Annotated in this window: 18 protein-coding genes; 15 read left to right on the forward strand and 3 right to left on the reverse strand. The window is 68.8% G+C overall.

Going from position 1 to position 18,546, the window contains the following annotated elements:
- Nucleotides 1–301: 301 nt before the first annotated feature.
- The 3 genes from ABT061_RS18415 (at nt 302) to pssA (ending at nt 2,887) form a co-directional block, all read left to right on the forward strand.
- A complete protein-coding gene (locus tag ABT061_RS18415) occupies nt 302–1,291 on the forward strand; it encodes a TerC family protein (RefSeq protein ID WP_350918743.1) in 990 nt (329 codons plus the stop codon).
- A gap of 128 nt (nt 1,292–1,419) precedes the next feature.
- Entirely contained in the window at nt 1,420–2,067 is a 648-nt protein-coding gene (locus ABT061_RS18420; RefSeq protein ID WP_350918746.1) for a phosphatidylserine decarboxylase, read from the forward strand.
- Nucleotides 2,054–2,887: a CDP-diacylglycerol--serine O-phosphatidyltransferase gene (gene pssA / locus ABT061_RS18425; RefSeq protein WP_350918749.1), complete on the forward strand. Its 834-nt coding sequence runs from the start codon at nt 2,054–2,056 to the stop codon at nt 2,885–2,887. The genes ABT061_RS18420 and pssA overlap by 14 nt, the downstream gene beginning before the upstream one ends.
- Before the next feature lie 87 nt (nt 2,888–2,974).
- On the opposite strand, the gene ABT061_RS18430 is transcribed toward pssA, so the two are convergent.
- Entirely contained in the window at nt 2,975–3,616 is a 642-nt protein-coding gene (locus ABT061_RS18430) for an MBL fold metallo-hydrolase (RefSeq protein WP_350918752.1), read from the reverse strand.
- Nucleotides 3,617–3,886: 270 nt separating this feature from the next.
- Here ABT061_RS18430 and uvrA point away from each other — a divergent pair, with 270 nt between their 5' ends.
- From uvrA to whiA, 7 genes are all read left to right on the forward strand, one after another.
- Nucleotides 3,887–6,727 carry an excinuclease ABC subunit UvrA gene (uvrA, locus tag ABT061_RS18435; protein ID WP_350918755.1) on the forward strand — a complete coding sequence of 947 codons (2,841 nt, stop codon included), beginning with the start codon at nt 3,887–3,889 and terminating at the stop codon, nt 6,725–6,727.
- Between the two features lie 88 nt (nt 6,728–6,815).
- Nucleotides 6,816–7,241 (forward strand): Rieske (2Fe-2S) protein, encoded by a 426-nt coding sequence (locus tag ABT061_RS18440; RefSeq protein WP_350918758.1) that lies wholly within the window; start codon nt 6,816–6,818, stop codon nt 7,239–7,241.
- A 220-nt stretch (nt 7,242–7,461) separates the two neighbouring features.
- Nucleotides 7,462–7,914 carry a Rieske (2Fe-2S) protein gene (locus ABT061_RS18445; protein WP_350918761.1) on the forward strand — a complete coding sequence of 151 codons (453 nt, stop codon included), beginning with the start codon at nt 7,462–7,464 and terminating at the stop codon, nt 7,912–7,914.
- 368 nt (nt 7,915–8,282) lie between these two features.
- The gene (gene uvrC / locus ABT061_RS18450) at nt 8,283–10,253 is read left to right on the forward strand and encodes an excinuclease ABC subunit UvrC (RefSeq protein ID WP_350919425.1); all 1,971 of its coding nucleotides are present in this window, start codon (nt 8,283–8,285) and stop codon (nt 10,251–10,253) included.
- Nucleotides 10,250–11,122 (forward strand): RNase adapter RapZ, encoded by an 873-nt coding sequence (gene rapZ, locus ABT061_RS18455; RefSeq protein WP_350918764.1) that lies wholly within the window; start codon nt 10,250–10,252, stop codon nt 11,120–11,122. The genes uvrC and rapZ overlap by 4 nt, the downstream gene beginning before the upstream one ends.
- Nucleotides 11,119–12,054, forward strand: coding sequence for a gluconeogenesis factor YvcK family protein (locus ABT061_RS18460; RefSeq protein ID WP_350918767.1), 936 nt, complete (start codon nt 11,119–11,121; stop codon nt 12,052–12,054). The genes rapZ and ABT061_RS18460 overlap by 4 nt, the downstream gene beginning before the upstream one ends.
- A gap of 93 nt (nt 12,055–12,147) precedes the next feature.
- Nucleotides 12,148–13,128 (forward strand): DNA-binding protein WhiA, encoded by a 981-nt coding sequence (whiA, locus tag ABT061_RS18465; RefSeq protein WP_030905033.1) that lies wholly within the window; start codon nt 12,148–12,150, stop codon nt 13,126–13,128.
- A 105-nt stretch (nt 13,129–13,233) separates the two neighbouring features.
- On the opposite strand, the gene ABT061_RS18470 is transcribed toward whiA, so the two are convergent.
- Complete coding sequence (locus ABT061_RS18470) at nt 13,234–13,740, reverse strand: hypothetical protein (RefSeq protein WP_350918771.1); 507 nt, start codon at nt 13,738–13,740, stop codon at nt 13,234–13,236.
- A 216-nt stretch (nt 13,741–13,956) separates the two neighbouring features.
- Between ABT061_RS18470 and gap the strand changes: the two genes are divergently transcribed.
- From gap to ABT061_RS18495, 5 genes are all read left to right on the forward strand, one after another.
- Nucleotides 13,957–14,961 (forward strand): type I glyceraldehyde-3-phosphate dehydrogenase, encoded by a 1,005-nt coding sequence (gene gap, locus ABT061_RS18475; protein WP_350918774.1) that lies wholly within the window; start codon nt 13,957–13,959, stop codon nt 14,959–14,961.
- The gene (locus tag ABT061_RS18480) at nt 14,961–16,148 is read left to right on the forward strand and encodes a phosphoglycerate kinase (protein WP_350918777.1); all 1,188 of its coding nucleotides are present in this window, start codon (nt 14,961–14,963) and stop codon (nt 16,146–16,148) included. Before gap ends, ABT061_RS18480 begins: the two co-directional genes overlap by 1 nt.
- A gap of 7 nt (nt 16,149–16,155) precedes the next feature.
- On the forward strand, nt 16,156–16,941 hold the full coding sequence (gene tpiA, locus ABT061_RS18485) for a triose-phosphate isomerase (RefSeq protein WP_350918780.1): 786 nt from the start codon (nt 16,156–16,158) through the stop codon (nt 16,939–16,941).
- A gap of 132 nt (nt 16,942–17,073) precedes the next feature.
- Nucleotides 17,074–17,304, forward strand: a complete 231-nt coding sequence (gene secG, locus ABT061_RS18490; protein ID WP_030905020.1) for a preprotein translocase subunit SecG — start codon at nt 17,074–17,076, stop codon at nt 17,302–17,304.
- A 77-nt stretch (nt 17,305–17,381) separates the two neighbouring features.
- Nucleotides 17,382–17,729, forward strand: coding sequence for an RNA polymerase-binding protein RbpA (locus ABT061_RS18495; RefSeq protein ID WP_012892502.1), 348 nt, complete (start codon nt 17,382–17,384; stop codon nt 17,727–17,729).
- Between the two features lie 171 nt (nt 17,730–17,900).
- Here ABT061_RS18495 and dhaL read toward each other — a convergent pair whose 3' ends face one another.
- Nucleotides 17,901–18,518: a dihydroxyacetone kinase subunit DhaL gene (gene dhaL / locus ABT061_RS18500; RefSeq protein WP_350918785.1), complete on the reverse strand. Its 618-nt coding sequence runs from the start codon at nt 18,516–18,518 to the stop codon at nt 17,901–17,903.
- Nucleotides 18,519–18,546 lie beyond the last annotated feature (28 nt).

The raw sequence follows: 18,546 nt of genomic DNA on the forward strand, positions 1-18,546 counted from the left end.
CGCGGTCCGCGCCAGATTCCCGGAGGGGGTTTGGGGCCTGGCGGCGGGCGAGGCCGGAAGCCCGATGGAACAGGCGGAGAGGTCGTGATGTTGGATTAGGCGCCACCATGCCGGAGACCTATACTGGCGTGTTTAGGGGGGGAGTATCCCTTCGCGGCAGTCTCGTCATCACGGTGTTGCCTCGCTCCACGAGGCCCCCGGGGCTGTCGGTCCGCGCTTCGACATATCTCAGTCGATGCCTCATGCGGGCGGGAGAGACCTCCGGCAGTCTGTCGTGCGCGCCGCCGGAGGTTTATCAGTTGTGATTGTTCCTGTCTGGGCATGGTTGGCCGTTATCGGCGGTTTGCTCATCGTTCTCGCCTTCGATCTGTGGATCGTCGACCGGGGCGAGCCGCGGGAGTTCTCCCTCAAGCAGGCCGGGTTCTGGGTCGGCTTCTACGTCACCCTCGCGGTGATTTTCGGTATCGTATTGTGGATCTTCGCGGGCCCCACCTCCGCGGGACAGTTCTTCGCCGGCTACATCACCGAGTACAGCCTGAGCGTCGACAACCTTTTCGTCTTCTACATCATCATGACCCGCTTCGCGGTGCCGAAGATCTATCAGCACAAGGTGCTGCTGATCGGCATCCTGATGGCGCTGGTCATGCGCAGCGTCTTCATCGCCCTCGGCGCCGCCGCCCTGTCCAGCTTCGGCTGGCTGTTCTACGTCTTCGGCCTGTTCCTGATCTACACCGCGGTCCAGCTCGTCCGCCAGTTCGGCCAGGAGGAGGACCTTCAGGAGAACGCGGTCCTGCGCTGGGCCCGGCGTGTGCTGCCGCACACCGACGACTACGTGGGTTCCAAGGTCGTCGTCAAGGTCAACGGCAGGCGCATGGTCACCCCGCTGCTGATCGTCATGATCGCCATCGGCACCACCGACCTGCTGTTCGCGCTCGACTCGATTCCGGCGATTTTCGGCCTGACCACCGACGCCTTCATCGTCTTCACCGCGAACGCGTTCGCGCTGATGGGGCTGCGCCAGCTCTACTTCCTGCTGGGAGGCCTGCTTCAGCGGCTGGTCTACCTCAGCTTCGGTCTCGCGTTCATCCTCGGTTTCATCGGGGTTAAGCTGATCCTTGAGGCGCTGCACTCCAGTGGCGTTTCCTGGGCTCCCGAAGTGCCGATCTGGGTGTCACTGTCGGTTATCGTCGTCACGATGGTCGTCACCACCGCGATCAGCCTGGCGAAGGTCCGGCGTGATGCTCGTGCAGGCAAGGAAAACACCACCCCGGCGAGTGTCGAGCAGGGCTAGCGAATCGGCGTGTGAGGCGCTTTGCTTGTCTCATTGCGCCTTATAAGGGCTAAGAGATGGGTAACATCCTGCCCCAGAGCGGGTAGACATACCGGTCTAATGCCGCAAGACATCACAAAAGGTTCCCTGTGTCCCACGATTCAGTAAGCCACCGGCCAGGTCCGCTGGGCCTGGCACGTGGCGTCTCCCCGTGGTTGCTCCCGACCGTGGCCGCCGCCACCGTGACCGCCCTGCTCAGCCGCCGTGACCGGCGCTGGGCGCTGGCGGCGGTTCCGCTGACCGCGCTCACCGGTGGGATGCTCTGGTTCTTCCGCGATCCGGATCGGACTCCGGGCACCGGGCGGATCCTGTCGCCCGCGGACGGTGTGGTGCAGAGCATCGATCCATGGCCGGACGGCCGGACCAGGGTGGCGATCTTCATGAGCCCACTCGACGTGCATGTCAACCGGGCGCCACTGGCCGGCACGGTCACCTCGGTGGAGCACGTTTCCGGGGGGTACCTGCCCGCGTTCAACAAGGACAGCGACACCAACGAGCGGGTCGTCTGGCACCTGGACACCGCGCTCGGCGACATCGAGTTCGTCCAGATCGCCGGCGCGGTCGCTCGCCGCATCGTGCCCTACGTGGCCGAGGGGGCGAAGGTCGCCAGAGCCGAGCGGATCGGCCTGATCAGGCTTGGCTCGCGGGTCGACGTCTACCTCCCCGAGGGGATCGCCCCGGCCGTCTCGGTGGGCCAACGGACCGTCGCGGGGGTGACCGGTCTTGACCACGGCTGACGCGAGCTGGCCGATGGACGAGACGGACGACGAGCCGCGAGGGCCCGTGGGCAAGGCGTTCCGCCTGTCGGCCGCCGACTCCCTCTCGCTTGGCAACGCCCTCTGCGGCTTCCTGGCGGTCTGTGTGCTCTCCTGGTCGGCCATCAACGCGCTGCAGGAGGGCAAGCCCTTCGCGGCCGACCCCCGGTTCTTCGGCACCGCCGTGGTGCTCCTGCTGATCGGTGCCACCTGTGACCTGTTCGACGGGCTGGTGGCCAGGAAGTTCCGCGCCTCGGCCATGGGCGCCGAGCTGGACAACCTCGCCGACGTGATCAGCTTCGGCTTCGCCCCCGCCTTCATGGTGGTCATCTGGGCGGGGTTCAATCAACAGATCCCGTTCCTGCTGGTGATGACCGCGGCGGCGTCCGTGCTGCTGGCCGGGGTCATCCGGCTGGCGCGTTTCGCCTGTGTGAAGACCAAGAGCGGCGACTTCATGGGCCTGCCCATCCCGATGGGCGCCATGACCGTGGTCTCGGTCGTACTGCTGTTCCCCCCGTCGACCTGGACGATCCTGCCCATCTTCGGTGTGGCGTATCTCATGGTGAGCCGGATCGAGTACCCCAAGCCCAAGGGCAACGTGGCCGCCGGGGTGCTCGCCTGGATGATGATCAATGTTGCCTGCCTGACCATCTGGGTCGCGGGCCTGGCCGGTGGCGACACGCTGATCAAGGTCGGGGCCGTCATGCAGATGACGATCGTGGCGGCCATCCCGCTGCGTGTCCTGATGTTCAAGCGGGAGAAGCGCAAGGAGCAGCGCAGGGCGTCCGCCGAAGTCGGCTGACCGCCGGAACCGCCCGCCGGGACCGGCGGTCCCCGCGGGCGGAGGATCCCCGGCGGCGCGGGCGGTGAGACCTCCGCGCCGCGAGCGTCACCAGCCCCGCTCGCGCCACTCGGGCAGGCAGGGGCGCTCGGCGCCGAGCGTGGTGTCCTTGCCGTGGCCCGGATAGACCCAGGTGTCGTCCGGCAGCCGGTCGAAGATCCGCTCTGACACGTCGGCGAAGAGCTGGGCGAACCGCTCGGGATCCTTGTTGGTGTTGCCGACGCCGCCGGGGAAGAGCGAGTCGCCGGTGAACAGGTGGCCGGGGTGGTACAGGGCGATCGAACCCGGGGTGTGCCCGCGCAGGTGGATCACCTCCAGGCCGACCTCGCCGACGGTGATCTCCTCGCCGTGCCCCACCTCCAGGTCCACCGGCACCGGCAGCCCCGGCGCGTCGAGCGGGTGGGCGATCACCGAGGCGCCGGTCGCCCGGGCGACCTCCTCCAGGGCCTGCCAGTGGTCGCCGTGCTGGTGGGTGGTGATGATCTTGCTGATCGGCCGGTCACCGATGAGCTCCAGCAGCCGGTCGGGCTCGGCGGCCGCGTCGATGAGCGCGCCGTCACCGGTCCGGGTGCAGCGGAGCAGGTAGGCGTTGTTGTCGAACGGGCCGACGGCCAGCTTGGCGATCGTCAGGCCGGGCAGCTCACGCAGGTCTGCGGGGCCGCCGACCTGCACATCACCGGTGTACGTCACGGGTTCTCCTCGGATGGTGTCACGGCGGGGCGGGGCACGGGCGGTGCCCGCCCCCACCCTCATCATCGCCGCCCGGCGGGTGGTGCGGGGCATAAGGGGGGTGTTCCCACTGTTGAAACCGGGGACGACCTGCCACATCCAAGAGAAGACCGTAGTCTGGAGAGGGCGGGGAACCCCTGAGCTCCGGACGCCGGCCCGGAAAATTGTCGGTCCCTCTCGCTAGTCTTCCCGCGACCGCTTCCAACCCTCTAAATCGACGTCGGGACTACCGTGGCTGACCGCCTCATCGTGCGTGGTGCACGTGAACACAACCTCAAGGACGTCTCGCTGGACCTCCCGCGAGACTCTCTGATCGTCTTCACCGGGCTGTCCGGCTCGGGAAAGTCCAGTCTGGCCTTCGACACGATCTTCGCCGAAGGCCAGCGCCGCTATGTCGAGTCACTGTCGGCCTACGCGCGGCAGTTCCTCGGGCAGATGGACAAGCCCGACGTCGACTTCATCGAGGGTCTCTCACCCGCGGTGTCGATCGACCAGAAGTCGACGAGCCGCAACCCGCGCTCCACGGTCGGCACGATCACCGAGGTCTACGACTACCTGCGCCTGCTCTGGGCGCGCATCGGCAAGCCGCACTGCCCCCAGTGCGGGCGGGCGATCGCCAGGCAGAGTCCCGAGCAGATCGTCGACCGGGTGATGGAGCTCCCCGAGGGCACCCGCTTCCAGGTGCTCGCCCCGGTGGTCCGCGGCCGCAAGGGCGAGTATGCCGAGCTTTTCAGCCAGTTGCAGGCCAAGGGCTTCGCCCGTGCCCGCGTCGACGGCACGGTGGTCCGGCTGGATGAGCCGCCGACGCTGAAGAAGCAGGAGAAGCACGACATCGAGGTGATCGTCGACCGCCTGGCGGTGAAGGAGGGCGCGAGCAGCCGCCTGACCGGCTCGGTGGAGACCGCCCTGCAGCTGTCGGGCGGGACGATCACCCTGGAGTTCGTCGACCTGCCCGAGGACGACCCGAACCGTGAGCGCTTCTACTCGGAGCACCTCTACTGCCCTTACGACGACCTGTCGTTCGAGGAGCTGGAGCCCCGCTCGTTCTCGTTCAACTCGCCCTTCGGCGCCTGTCCCGAGTGCACGGGCCTGGGCGTCCGCATGGAGGTCGACCCCGACCTGATCGTGCCCGACCCGGAGAAGCCGCTGGGCGAGGGCGCGATCTCCCCGTGGGCCGGGGGGCACACCAGCGACTACTTCGTCCGCCTCGTCGAGGCGCTCGGCCTGAACATGGGGTTCAGCCTCGACACCCCGTGGGAGCGACTGCCGAAGAAGGCGCAGAAGGCCCTGCTCTACGGTCACGACGAGCAGGTCCACGTCCGCTACAGCAACCGCTACGGCCGGGAGCGCTCCTACTACACCACCTTCGAGGGAGCCATCCCCTGGGTGCAGCGTCGCCACGGTGAGTCCGACAGCGACGGCATGCGCGAGAAGTACGAAGGCTATATGCGGGAGATCCCGTGCCCGGCCTGCGAGGGGGCCAGGCTCAAGCCGGTCTCGCTGGCCGTCACGGTCGACGGCCGCTCGATCGCCGAGGTCTCGGCGATGTCGATCGGCGACTGCGCGACGTTCCTGGCGGGACTGACGCTGTCGGACCGTGACATGCACATCGCCGAGCGGGTGGTCAAGGAGATCAACGCCCGGATGGGTTTCCTGCTCGACGTGGGCCTCGACTACCTGACCATGGACCGGGCCTCAGGTACCCTCGCGGGTGGTGAGGCACAGCGCATCCGGCTCGCCACCCAGATCGGCTCCGGCCTGGTCGGTGTGCTGTACGTGCTGGACGAGCCCTCCATCGGCCTGCACCAGCGCGACAACCAGCGGCTGCTGGAGACCCTGATCAGGCTGCGCGACATGGGCAACACGCTCATCGTGGTCGAGCACGACGAGGACACCATCGCCGCCGCCGACTGGGTGGTCGACATCGGCCCGGGGGCGGGCGAGCACGGCGGCCAGGTCGTCGTCTCCGGCACCGTGGCCGACCTGCTGGCCTCGGAGGAGTCGATGACCGGCGCCTACCTGTCCGGCCGCAAGACCATCGCCATCCCTCCCGTACGCCGCAAGCGCGACAGGAAGCGGCAGCTCACCGTGAAGGGCGCCCGCGAGCACAACCTCAAGGGCGTCGACGTGGAGTTCCCCCTCGGGCTGCTGACCGCGGTCACCGGGGTCTCGGGGTCCGGCAAGTCCACCCTGGTCAACGACATCCTCTACAACGCGCTGGCCAAGGAGCTGAACGGCGCGCGTACCGTCCCCGGCCGGCACGCGCGGGTCAACGGGATGGACCTGGTCGACAAGGTCGTGCATGTGGACCAGTCGCCGATCGGCCGCACGCCCCGTTCCAACCCGGCGACCTACACCGGCGTCTTCGACAAGGTCCGTGACCTGTTCGCGCAGACCACGGAGGCCAAGGTCCGCGGCTACCAGAAGGGGCGCTTCAGCTTCAACGTCAAGGGCGGCCGGTGCGAGGCGTGCTCGGGAGACGGCACCCTCAAGATCGAGATGAACTTCCTGCCGGACGTCTACGTGCCCTGTGAGGTCTGCCACGGGGCGCGCTACAACCGGGAGACCCTGGAGGTCCACTACAAGGGCAAGACGATCTCCGAGGTGCTCGACATGCCGATCGAGGAGGCCCTGGGCTTCTTCGACTCCATCCCGTCCATCAAGCGCTACCTGCAGACGCTTTACGACGTCGGCCTGGGGTACGTCAGGCTCGGCCAGCCCGCCACGACCCTGTCCGGCGGTGAGGCCCAACGCGTCAAGCTCGCCTCCGAACTGCAGCGCCGCTCCACCGGTCGGACGATCTATGTGCTCGACGAGCCCACCACCGGCCTGCACTTCGAGGACATCCGCAGGCTGCTGGGTGTGCTGGGCAAGCTCGTCGACGGCGGAAACACGGTCATCGTCATCGAGCACAACCTCGACGTGATCAAGACCGCCGACTGGCTGATCGACATGGGCCCCGAGGGCGGCTCCAGGGGAGGCAGCGTGCTCGCCGTCGGCACGCCCGAGGACGTCGCCCTGGTCGACGAGAGCCACACCGGCCGCTTCCTGCGCAAGATCCTCGGCACCTGAAGGCCGGATTCAGGGCCGGGCTCCCCCGTCAATACCCTTGACGCGGGAGCCCGGTTCTGACGGGGATGACGTTGCGAGAAGGGCCGCAATGAGCATGCAGGAAACCTTCGCCATGCCTGCGCGCAGGCAGGTGATCGCCGCCGCGGGGGCCGTGGCGTGCGGGGCGGCGCTGGCCGGGTGCGGCAGCGGGGAGCCCGCCGCCGCCATCGTGCCGCCGGGGATCAAGGGGAAGGTCATCGCGAGGACCGCCGACATCCCGGTGGGCGGCGGCAAGGTGATCACCAAGTGGAAGATCGTGATCACCCAGCCGACCTCTGGGGTGTTCAGGGCGTTCACGGCGAGCTGCCCGCACCGGGGGTGCGCGGTCGGGGGGATCGGGGACGGCGTCATCCGCTGCCCCTGCCACGGCAGCGAGTTCGCCGTCGACTCCGGCAAATGCCTCAAGGGCCCGGCGGAGGCGCCGCTGGTCCAGTACGCGCTGAAGGTCGAGGGTGACGGGATCATCGTGGTCTGACGGTTCGCGACGCCTTCTCCTCCAGGGGGCGGATTTGTCGAGCTCGTCGGGCTCATCGGGGCCGAAGTCCGCGATGAGGGTTTCCAGGGGGATTCTCCGGATGATCCAGAAAGAGCGCCAAGGAGGTAATTCTTCACAGTCTCCTGACACGGCGTACGGCATGCTGAACCGTCATCGGGGTGCCGGCCGTACCTGAAGATGACGATCCTGGAGGAGATACATGACTGAGACGACACGTCGTACGGTGATATTGGGTGCCGGAGGGGCCGGGGTGGCCGCGGTGCTGACCGCGTGCGGGAGCTCGGAAGAGCCCGCGGCGAGCGGCGGTGACGCCTCGTCGACCGCGTCCTCGCAGGCGCCGGAGGCCGGCGCGGGCGACTCAGTGGCGAACGCCCTGGCCAAGACCGCGGACATCCCCGAGGGGGGTGGCAAGGTCTTCAAGGACCAGAAGATCGTGATCACCCAGCCGGCCGCGGGCCAGTTCAAGGCGTTCAGCTCCGTCTGCACCCACCAGGGATGCGACGTGGACAAGGTCGTGGACGGCACCATCGACTGCCCGTGCCACGGCAGCAAGTTCAAGATCGCTGATGGTTCCGTGGCGGACGGCCCGGCCTCGAAGCCGCTGGAGGAGAAGGCGATCAAGGTGGACGGCGACTCCATCAGCCTCGCCTGAATCCGGTCATGGCTCCGCCGCCGGAAGGTTCGCCCCGGCGGAGAGGCCGCGCGTCACAGGTTCCTCGGGCGGGCTAGGACGTGCCGTGTGCGCGGGGGAGGGATCGGGGCTGCCCGGCCCGCGCACACGGCGGGCCCGACCGGCGGGCCGGGCGCGGGGATCCCCGGCTTTCGAGCTTCGCGACCTCTGCGTCCCGTGTCGGATGACGACATCGGACACCGACCGGCGGCGATGGGCCGCCAGGGTCTTTTGAGCCTGGCGGACGGCAGGTGGTGATCCGTCCGCGAGTCCGCGGGCGGAACCGTGCCGGGAAAAGCGTAAGGAAACCTGTCGGTCCGGGCCGATAGGCTTTCTGTGTGGCGAGATCTGTGGGTGGTCCGGCGAGCTTCCGGCCGAAGCCGGGGTCGATCCCCGAGTCCCCCGGCGTCTACCGGTTCAAGGACGCCGGAGGCCGGGTCGTCTACGTCGGCAAGGCCAAGAGCCTGCGCCAGCGGCTCAACTCCTACTTCGCCGACTTCGCGAGCCTGCATCCGCGCACCCAGACCATGCTCACGACCGCCGTGGACGTCGACTGGACCGTCGTCGGCACCGAGGTCGAGGCGCTCCAGCTCGAATACTCCTGGATCAAGGAGTACGACCCGCGGTTCAACGTCAAGTACCGCGACGACAAGTCCTATCCCTACCTCGCGGTCACCATGGGGGAGGAGTTTCCCCGGGTCCAGGTGCTGCGCGGGGCCAAGCGCAAGGGCATCCGCTACTTCGGCCCCTACTCCCACGCCTGGGCGATCAGGGAGACCGTCGACCTGCTGCTCCGGGTGTTCCCGATCAGGAGCTGCTCGACGGGGGTGTTCCGGCGGGCCGCGCAGGTCGGGCGCCCCTGCCTGCTGGGTTACATCGACAAGTGCTCCGCCCCCTGCGTCGGCCGGGTCACCGCCGAGGAGCACCGGAAGCTGGCCGACGACTTCTGCGAGTTCATGGCCGGCAACACCGGCCGGTTCGTCAAGCGGCTGGAGCGCGAGATGCGCGAGGCCGCCGCCGAGCAGGAGTACGAGCGGGCGGCCAGGCTGCGCGACGACATCGGAGCCCTGCAGCGGGCGATGGAGAAGCAGGCGGTGGTCCTCGGCGACAACACCGACTGCGACGTGATCGCCCTTGCGGAGGATCCGCTGGAGGCCGCCGTCCAGGTCTTCTACGTCCGTGACGGGCGCATCAGGGGCCAGCGCGGCTGGGTGGTGGACAAGGTCGAGGAGGCCACGCCCGGCGAGCTGGTCGAGCAGTTCCTCCTGCAGATGTACGGTGACGCGGCCGCCGAGGCGCTGCCCAGAGAGGTGCTGGTCCCGGTCCTGCCGCCCGATACGGAGGCGGTTTCCGAGCTGCTCGGCGAGCACCGCGGGGCCAGGGTGGAGATCAGGGTTCCGCAGCGGGGCGACAAGAGGTCGCTGATGGAGACCGTCGAGCGCAACGCCGTGGAGTCCCTGAAACAGCACAAGCTCAGGCGGGCCAGCGACCTGACCGCGCGGAGCAGGGCGCTGCAGGAGGTCGCCGACGCCCTCGGCCTGGACCAGGTGCCGCTCCGCATCGAGTGCTACGACGTCTCCCACATGCAGGGCACCGACGTGGTGGCCTCCATGGTGGTGTTCGAGGACGGCCTGGCCCGCAAGAGCGAGTACCGCAGGTTCTCGGTGCGCTCCACCGAGGGCGACGTCGCCTCCATCTACGAGGTGATCTCCCGACGCTTCAAGCGCTACCTGGAGGAGCGCTCGGCCACCGGGGATCTCGACGCCGACGCCATGGCAGAGCCCGGTGAGGGGCCCGGCGAGGGGCAGGGCGAGGGGCAGGGCGAGGGGTTGCGGACGCCGGGCATCGACCCGGAGACCGGCAAGCCGCGCAAGTTCGCCTACCCGCCCAACCTGGTCGTCGTCGACGGCGGTCCCGCGCAGGCCGCGGCGGCCCGCAGGGCGCTCGACGAACTGGGCGTCGACGACGTGGCGGTGTGCGGCCTGGCCAAACGGCTGGAGGAGGTCTGGCTGCCCGGTGAGGACCTGCCGGTGATCCTCGCCCGCTCCAGCGAGGCCCTTTACCTTCTTCAGCGGGTGCGCGACGAGGCTCACCGCTTCGCCATCACCTACCATCGATCCAAGCGGTCGAAGAGCGTCAAGGAAAGCGCTCTGGACGAGGTTCCCGGACTCGGCCCGGCCCGCAGGCAGGCGTTGATCAAGCATTTCGGATCGGTGAAACGGCTGCGGGAGGCGACCGCGGCGCAGATCTGCGAGGTTCCCGGGATCGGCCCCTCGACGGCCGAGACGATCGTGTCGGTCTTGAAGGGGCAGAACCCATGAGCGAAAGAGAGTCCGCGTTCGTCCTCGTCACCGGAATGTCGGGGGCGGGGCGGAGCACCGCCGCCAAGGCTCTGGAGGATCTGGGGTGGTTCGTCATCGACAACCTGCCGCCGGGGCTGCTGTTCGCCATGGCCGAGGAGGCGGGGCGGGTCAAGCTGGCCGCCGACAAGGTGGCCGCGGTGGTCGACGTGCGCAGCCTGGCCTTCACCAGCGACCTCAACAGTGCCATCGAGGAGCTGGAGGGGCGCGGCGTCGGCGTGCGGGTGGTGTTCCTTGAGGCCAGTGACGAGGAGCTGGTCCGCAGGTTCGAGAACGTCCGCCGCCCGCACCCGCTGCAGAGCGACGGCCGGCTGGTCGACGGGATCGCCCGCGAGCGCGGCATCCTGCGTGAGGTCCGGGCCAACGCCGACCTGGTGATCGACACCTCCAACCTCAACGTCCACGAGCTCAGGGGGAAGATCGTCGCCTTCTTCGGTGGCGAGGACCGTCCGGGCCTGCGGGTCAACGTCGTCTCCTTCGGCTACAAGTACGGCCTGCCGGTCGACGCGGACATGGTCGTCGACTGCCGGTTCCTGCCCAATCCCCACTGGGTTCCCGAACTTCGCCCCATGAACGGTCTGGACGCCCCCGTACGGGAGTACGTTCTCAACCAGGCGGGTGCGAAGGAACTTCTGGACGCCTACGACGAGGTGTTCGCCATCATCGCCTCCGGCTACACCCGCGAGGGCAAGAGCTACGCCACGCTCGCCGTCGGCTGCACCGGGGGCAAGCACCGCAGTGTCGCCATGGCCGAGCAGATCGGCGGCCGGCTGCGGGATCGGGGTGGCATGGAGGTGCAGGTAAGCCATCGGGATGTGGGCCGGGAGTGAATGAAGGTCTCAAGGTCGTCGCGCTGGGTGGAGGACACGGGCTGTACGCCTCGCTGTCGGCACTGCGGAGGGTCACCTCCCGGCTGACGGCGGTGGTCACCGTGGCCGACGACGGAGGCTCCAGCGGCCGTCTCCGCCGCGAGTTCGGCGTGCTGCCCCCGGGAGACCTGAGGATGGCGCTGGCCGCCCTGTGCGGTGACGACGAGTGGGGCCACACCTGGAGCGAGGTCGTCCAGCATCGCTTCCGCAGCGATGGTGACCTGAACGGCCACGCGATCGGCAACCTGCTGATCGTGGCGCTCTGGGAGCGCCTGGGCGACACGGTCGCCGGACTCGACTGGCTCGGGCGGCTGCTCGGCGCGCACGGGCGGGTGCTGCCGATGTCCTCGGTGCCACTCGACATCGCCGCCGAGGTGGAGCTGGACGGCCTGGTGAGCACGGTGCGCGGCCAGGTGGCCTGCGCGCTCACCCCGGGCCGGGTCCGGGCCATCTCGCTGGTCCCCGAGGACCCGCCGGCGTGCCCCGAGGCCGTCGAGGCGGTCCTCGACGCCGACTGGGTGGTGTTCGGCCCCGGCTCGTGGTTCACCAGCGTGCTGCCCCACCTGAAGGTGCCCGAGCTGGCCGAGGCGTTGCACACCACCCGCGCGCGGCGCCTGGTCGCGCTGAACCTCGCCCCCCAGGCGGGGGAGACCGACGGTTTCTCCCCCCAGAAACACCTGGAGGTGCTGCGCCAGCACGCGCCCTCCCTGGAGGTGGACGTGGTCGTCGCGGACACCGGCGTGGCCGACGACGGTGAGGAGCTGGAGAAGGCCGCGGCCGGTCTCGGCGGGAGGCTGGTCCTGGCCTCCGTGGCGGATGAGGACGGCTCGCCGCGACACGATGCACAACGTCTTGCCTCCGTCCTGGACGAGATTTTCCGTGCGAAGCGTTGATCCTGGTCAGCGGTGCCCAGGAGTGCGAGAAACTGCTGTGAGCCCGATTCATCTCGAGCCGCATGGGGTCTGTATGGGGGAGGACGAACGCGCATGGCGATGACAGGTGTGGTCAAGGACGAGCTGAGCAGGCTGACGGTCCTGAAGCCTTGCTGCCGTAAGGCCGAGGTGTCGACGCTGCTGCGGTTCGCGAGCGGGTTGCACCTGGTGAGCGGCCGGATCGTGATCGAGGCCGAGCTGGACACCAACGTCACCGCCCGGCGGCTCATCAAAGACATCGGTGAAGTTTTCGGGCACAAGGCGGAGGTGCTCGTGCTGGCCCCGGCAGGGTTGCGCAAGGGATCGCGCTACCTCGTGCGGGTCTACCGCGACGGGGAGGCGCTGGCCCGCCAGACCGGCCTGATCGACAACCACGGGCGCCCGGTCCGTGGCCTGCCCCGCCAGGTCGTCGCCGGGGCGGCCTGCGATGCCGAGGCGGCCTGGCGGGGGGCGTTCCTGGCGCACGGCTCGCTCACCGAGCCCGGGCGCTCGATGTCGCTGGAGGTCACCTGCCCGGGGCCCGAGGCGGCGCTCGCGCTGGTCGGGTCGGCGCGGCGGCTGAAGATCCATGCCAAGGCCCGCGAGGTGCGCGGCGTCGACCGGGTGGTGGTCCGTGACGGCGACGCCATCGGCGCGCTGCTGACCAGGCTGGGCGCCCACGACAGCGTGCTGGCCTGGGAGGAGCGGCGGATGCGCCGCGAGGTCCGGGCGACGGCCAACCGGCTGGCCAACTTCGACGACGCCAACCTGCGCCGCTCGGCCCGCGCCGCGGTCGCCGCCGGAGCCAGGGTCCAGCGGGCACTGGAGATCCTCGGGGAGGAGGCCCCGGAGCACCTGGTGATCGCCGGCCGCCTGCGGGTGGAGCACAAGCAGGCGTCCCTGGAGGAGCTCGGCCAGCTCGCCGACCCGCCCCTGACCAAGGACGCCATCGCCGGTCGCATCCGCCGCCTGCTGGCCATGGCCGACAAGCGCGCTCAGGACATCGGCATCCCCAACACCGAGGCCAATCTCACCGTCGACATGCTGGCCCCCTGACGCGCTCCCCGATCCGAAAGGGCGGCGCCGCGCTCCCGGTGACCGCACCGGGAGCGCGGCGGGCCCGGTGCGGCCGCGGCTCCGGTACGTGCCGTCAAGGCCCGCTCAGGGCTGCTTCCTGGGAGCGAAGTAGTCCACCTGGTCGGCCTCGTCCGGCTGCGGGACGGACGAGGCGGCGTGGGCTTCGCGGGCGGCCTTGACTCTTCTGCTCACGAAGCCGAAGCCCGCGTAGGCGGCGATCGCCCAGAACAGCAGTGACTTGGGATCGCGCCTGAGATCCTCGGGGAAGGTGTTGAGAACCTGGGTCAGCGCCGAGCCGTAGTCGTCGCCGGAGGCACGTACCCAGATGATCACGTATCCGGCGACCTGGCCGAGCGCGGCGCCGATCAGGGAGAAGAGGGCGGCCAGCGGCGGCAGCACCGGGCTCGTCGGCCTGACCGCCATCATGGCGAGGCCGACGAGGAGACCGACGCCGATGGCGGCGAAGCCGATCTCGTACCCGCTGAAGCCGATGAGCGCGCCGTAGGCCGCGGCGCCGACCACGGTGGCACCGAGACCGGTAAAAATACCTGGTAGAAGCCCGTTTGCCAGATGTGGATCGTTGTCCGTCATGACAGCTCCTCGTGAGGTCTAAGGGATTTCCGGTGACGGGTCGGGCACTCTACTTGAATGGGGCGATACCTGTTCATGGGTTAAGGGATAACGGACCTCCCCCCTCCAGTGGTCTACACCAATTTGGGTCCGATAAGGTTCGTGGTTGAGGTTTCAGCCCGCCCCAAGTCGCCGGTCCTCACGACTGGCGCACCGACGTACGAGGAGATCGGCATCGTGACCATCCGCGTAGGCGTCAATGGATTCGGCCGCATCGGCCGCAACTTCTGGCGCGCGGTCGCTGCCAGCGGCAAGGACATCGAGATCGTGGCGGTCAACGACCTGACCGACAACGCCACGCTCGCCCACCTGCTGAAGTACGACAGCATTCTTGGCCGCCTGCCGTACGAGGTGAAGAGCACCGCCGACGAGATCATCGTCGACGGCAAGACCATCAAGGCCTTCGCCGAGCGCGACCCCGCCAAGCTGCCCTGGGGTGACCTGGGTGTGGACGTCGTGGTGGAGTCGACCGGCTTCTTCACCGACGCGAACAAGGCCCGAGTGCACGCCGAGAACGGCGCCAAGAAGGTCATCATCTCGGCTCCGGCCAAGAACGAGGACGTCACCGTCGTGATGGGCGTCAACCACGACAAGTACGACCCGGCCAAGCACACGGTCATCTCCAACGCCTCCTGCACCACCAACTGCCTGGCGCCGATGGCCAAGGTCCTCAACGACACCTTCGGTATCGAGAAGGGTCTGATGACCACCATCCACGCCTACACGCAGGACCAGAACCTGCAGGACGCCCCGCACAGCGACCTGCGCCGCGCCCGCGCCGCCGCGATCAACATCGTGCCGACCTCGACCGGTGCGGCCAAGGCCATCGGCCTGGTGCTGCCCGAGCTCAAGGGCAAGCTCGACGGTTACGCGCTGCGGGTGCCGATCCCCACCGGCTCGGCCACCGACCTCACCGTCGAGGTCGGCCGCGAGACCACGGTCGAGGAGGTCAACGCCGCACTCAAGGCCGCGGCCGAGGGCGAGCTCAAGGGCTACCTCACCTACACCGAGGACCCGATCGTCTCCTCCGACATCGTCACCGACCCCTCGTCCTGCATCTTCGACTCCGCCCTCACCAAGGTGATCGGCAACCAGGTCAAGGTCGTCGGCTGGTACGACAACGAGTGGGGCTACTCCAACCGTCTCGCCGACCTCATCGAGCTGGTCGGCGCCGACCTCTGATGAAGGACATCTCCGAGTTCGACGTGGACGGTCGGCGCGTCCTGGTACGCGCCGACCTCAACGTCCCCCTGGAGGGGGACGTCATCACCGACGACGGCCGCATCCGCGCCTCGGTGCCGACGATCGAGGAACTCGCCCGCAGGGGCGCCCGCGTGATCGTCGTCGCGCACCTGGGGCGCCCCAAGGGCAAGCCGAACCCGGAATACTCCCTGGCCCCCGTCGCCAAGCGGCTGGGTGAGCTCCTGGGCACGGACGTCGCCTTCGCGACCGACGTGGTCGGGAAGTCGGCCCAGGAGGTCGTGGAGGCGCTTCAGGACGGCCAGGTGGCCCTGCTGGAGAACCTGCGCTTCGAGCCCGGCGAGGAGTCCAAGGACGACGCCGAGCGGGCCGAGTTCGCAGCCGGGCTGGCCGCTCTCGCCGACCTCTACGTGGGCGACGGCTTCGGCGCGGTGCACCGCAAGCACGCCAGCGTCTACGACGTGCCCGCCCTGCTGCCGCACGCCGCGGGCCGGCTGGTCCTGGCCGAGGTCGAGGTGCTCAAAAGGCTGACCGAGACCACCGAACGGCCGTACGTCGTGGTGCTGGGCGGCGCGAAGGTCTCCGACAAGCTCGGGGTCATCGGCAACCTGCTCACCAAGGTCGACAGGCTCCTCATCGGCGGCGGCATGGCCTACACCTTCCTGAAGGCACAGGGGTACGAGGTGGGCGGGTCGCTGCTCCAGGAGGACCAGCTCGACCAGGTGCGGGGCTTCCTGGACGAGGCGGCCAAGCGCGGCGTGCAGCTCGTCCTGCCGGTCGACGTGCTGGCGGCCACCGAGTTCGCCGAGGACGCCGAGTACGAGGTGGTCGACGCCACCGCGATCCCGGCCGACCGCCAGGGCCTCGACATCGGCCCGCGCACCCGCGAGCTGTTCGCGAGCAAGCTGGCCGACGCCGAGACCGTGTTCTGGAACGGCCCGATGGGCGTCTTCGAGTTCGAGGCGTTCTCCGGCGGAACCCGCGCGGTCGCCGAGTCGTTGATCGGCTCGAAGGCCTTCACGGTCGTCGGCGGGGGAGACTCGGCCGCCGCCGTGCGCAGACTCGGCCTGCCCGAGGACGGGTTCTCGCACATCTCCACCGGTGGCGGGGCCAGCCTGGAATACCTGGAGGGCAAGACCCTCCCCGGACTTGTGGCGCTGGAGAGGTAGAGGTCAAATGAGCACCGCTCGCAAGCCGCTCATAGCCGGCAACTGGAAGATGAACCTCAACCACCTTGAGGCCATCGCCCACACCCAGAAGCTCGCCTTCGCGCTGGGCGACAAGGACTTCGACCGGGCCGACGTGGCCGTGCTGCCGCCCTTCACCGATCTGCGCAGCGTGCAGACCCTGGTGGACGGCGACAAGTTGCGGATCCTCTACGGTGCCCAGGACCTGTCGCAGCACGACGGCGGCGCCTACACCGGTGAGATCTCCGGGGCCATGCTCGCCAAGCTCGGCTGCACCTTCGCCACGATCGGGCACTCCGAGCGCCGCCAGTACCACCACGAGGACGACGACGTCGTCAACGCCAAGGTGCAGGCGGCCTACCGGCACTCGCTCACCCCCATCCTGTGTGTGGGGGAGGGGCTGCCGGTGCGCCAGGCGGGCGGCCAGGTGGCCTACAGCCTCGCGCAGCTCGAAGGGGCGCTTCGCAAGGTCACCGCCGAGCAGGTCGCCTCAATCGTGCTCGCCTACGAGCCCGTTTGGGCGATCGGCACCGGCGAGGTGGCCACCCCCGACGACGCGCAGGAGGTCTGCGGGGCCCTCCGGGAGCGACTCGCCGAGCTGTACGACACCGATGTGGCCGCGGGTGTCCGTATCCTTTACGGTGGGTCGGTCAAGTCTGACAACATCGCGGGCATCATGGCACAGCCCGATGTCGACGGTGCCCTGGTCGGTGGCGCGAGCCTCGATGCCGGGGAATTCGTCAAAATTTGCCGTCTTGGCGAATTGTCGAGTTGACTGGTCCATTTGGGGGGTGCGATTTGACAGCACGTCATACCCTCTTAGAGCAGGTTTGAATCGTCACGCCTCTGGCGTACACAAGGGTCGTGCCCGGACGCGGGACACGCGCACATAGGGAACAGGTCAACGGTGACAATCGGAATCTCCATCGCCCTCATCCTGTCGAGCTTGCTGATGATGCTGCTCGTCCTGCTCCACAAGGGCAAGGGCGGTGGTCTCTCGGATCTGTTCGGTGGCGGTTTCTCGTCGTCGTTCGGAGGCTCCTCCGTGGTGGAGCGCAACCTTGACAGGCTCACCGTCATCACCGGTGTGGTCTGGTTCGTCTGCATCATCGCGCTGGGCCTGCTCCTGAGGCCCTGACCCGGCTTTGACAGGCGTGACAGTGGTTCAGTCCCCGCATCCCCAAGCGGCGGGGCCATCGAGCAAGGAGTTCATCCGTGGGTAGTGGCAACGCGATCCGTGGCAGCCGTGTCGGTGCCGGCCCGATGGGGGAGGCGGAGCGTGGCGAGGCGGCCCCCCGTGTGCGGGTCCCTTTCTGGTGCGCGAACATGCATGAGACGCGCCCCAGTTTCGCCAGCGACGCGGCCGTTCCCGAGTTCTGGGACTGCCCCCGGTGTGGTCTCCCCGCAGGTCAGGACGAGGCCAACCCGCCCGCGCCGCCGCGTAACGAGCCTTACAAGACGCACCTCGCGTATGTGAAGGAACGTCGCAGCGACAAGGACGGCGCACAGATCCTGGCCGAGGCCCTGGAGCGGCTGCGCTCCTCCTCGCGCCCGATCTACTAGCCGTACGAGATCCGCCAGTACGCACGTGAAAGACCCCCGTGGATGATCCCATGGGGGTCTTTCACGTCTCGCGGGCCCGAAGGCCATCGGCTGGGACTCCGCAGGCGGGCCGTACGTCTACTGAGACCCGCCTCCGCGCCGGTCATCCGTACCGGCGCGAAGGCACGCGGGTCAACCTGCGGACTCGAAGAACAGGGCGATCGCGACGGCTCCGGGGTCGGGTGCTCCCAGGGCGGCCTCGCCGACATAGCTGGCCCGGCCCCGGCGGGCGGTGATCGAGGAGGTGGAGTCGGCTCCGGCGCGGGCCGCCTCCGCCGCCGACCGCAGTGCCTCCACCGCGGGGACGTCGTTCCCCGCGGCCTCGGCCAGGGAGTCCGCCGCCGGGGCCATGGCGTCGACCATCGTCCTGTCGCCCACGGAGGCGGAGCCCAGCCTGCGGACCGTGGCCACCCCGTTCCTGGCGGCGTCGGCGAGCAGGGCCGTGGTGAAGGCCGGACTGCCCTGCCCGGCCAGCGCGAACTCGCGGAACCACATGCCGAACAGCGGCCCGCTGGTGCCGCCGGAGTGTTCGAGGAAGGCCGTCGAGAGGCTGGAGAACGGCGCCCCGGCGTCGGCGGGGGCGGGGGAGAGCTTCGCCTTGGCCCTGGTGAGCGCGGTGACCATGTTGGTGCCGAAGTCGCCGTCCCCGCTGCGGCGGTCCAGCTCGGTCAACTCCTGGACCCGGTCGTCGATCCGGATGATGAACCGCTCGATCCACGACAGTACGGCCTGGGGTTCGAGGTCGTTCATGGGTTTCTCCTTCGAGTACCGGGACGGG

The organism is Streptosporangium sp. NPDC002544, from assembly GCF_040295965.1.
Lineage (GTDB): Bacteria > Actinomycetota > Actinomycetes > Streptosporangiales > Streptosporangiaceae > Streptosporangium.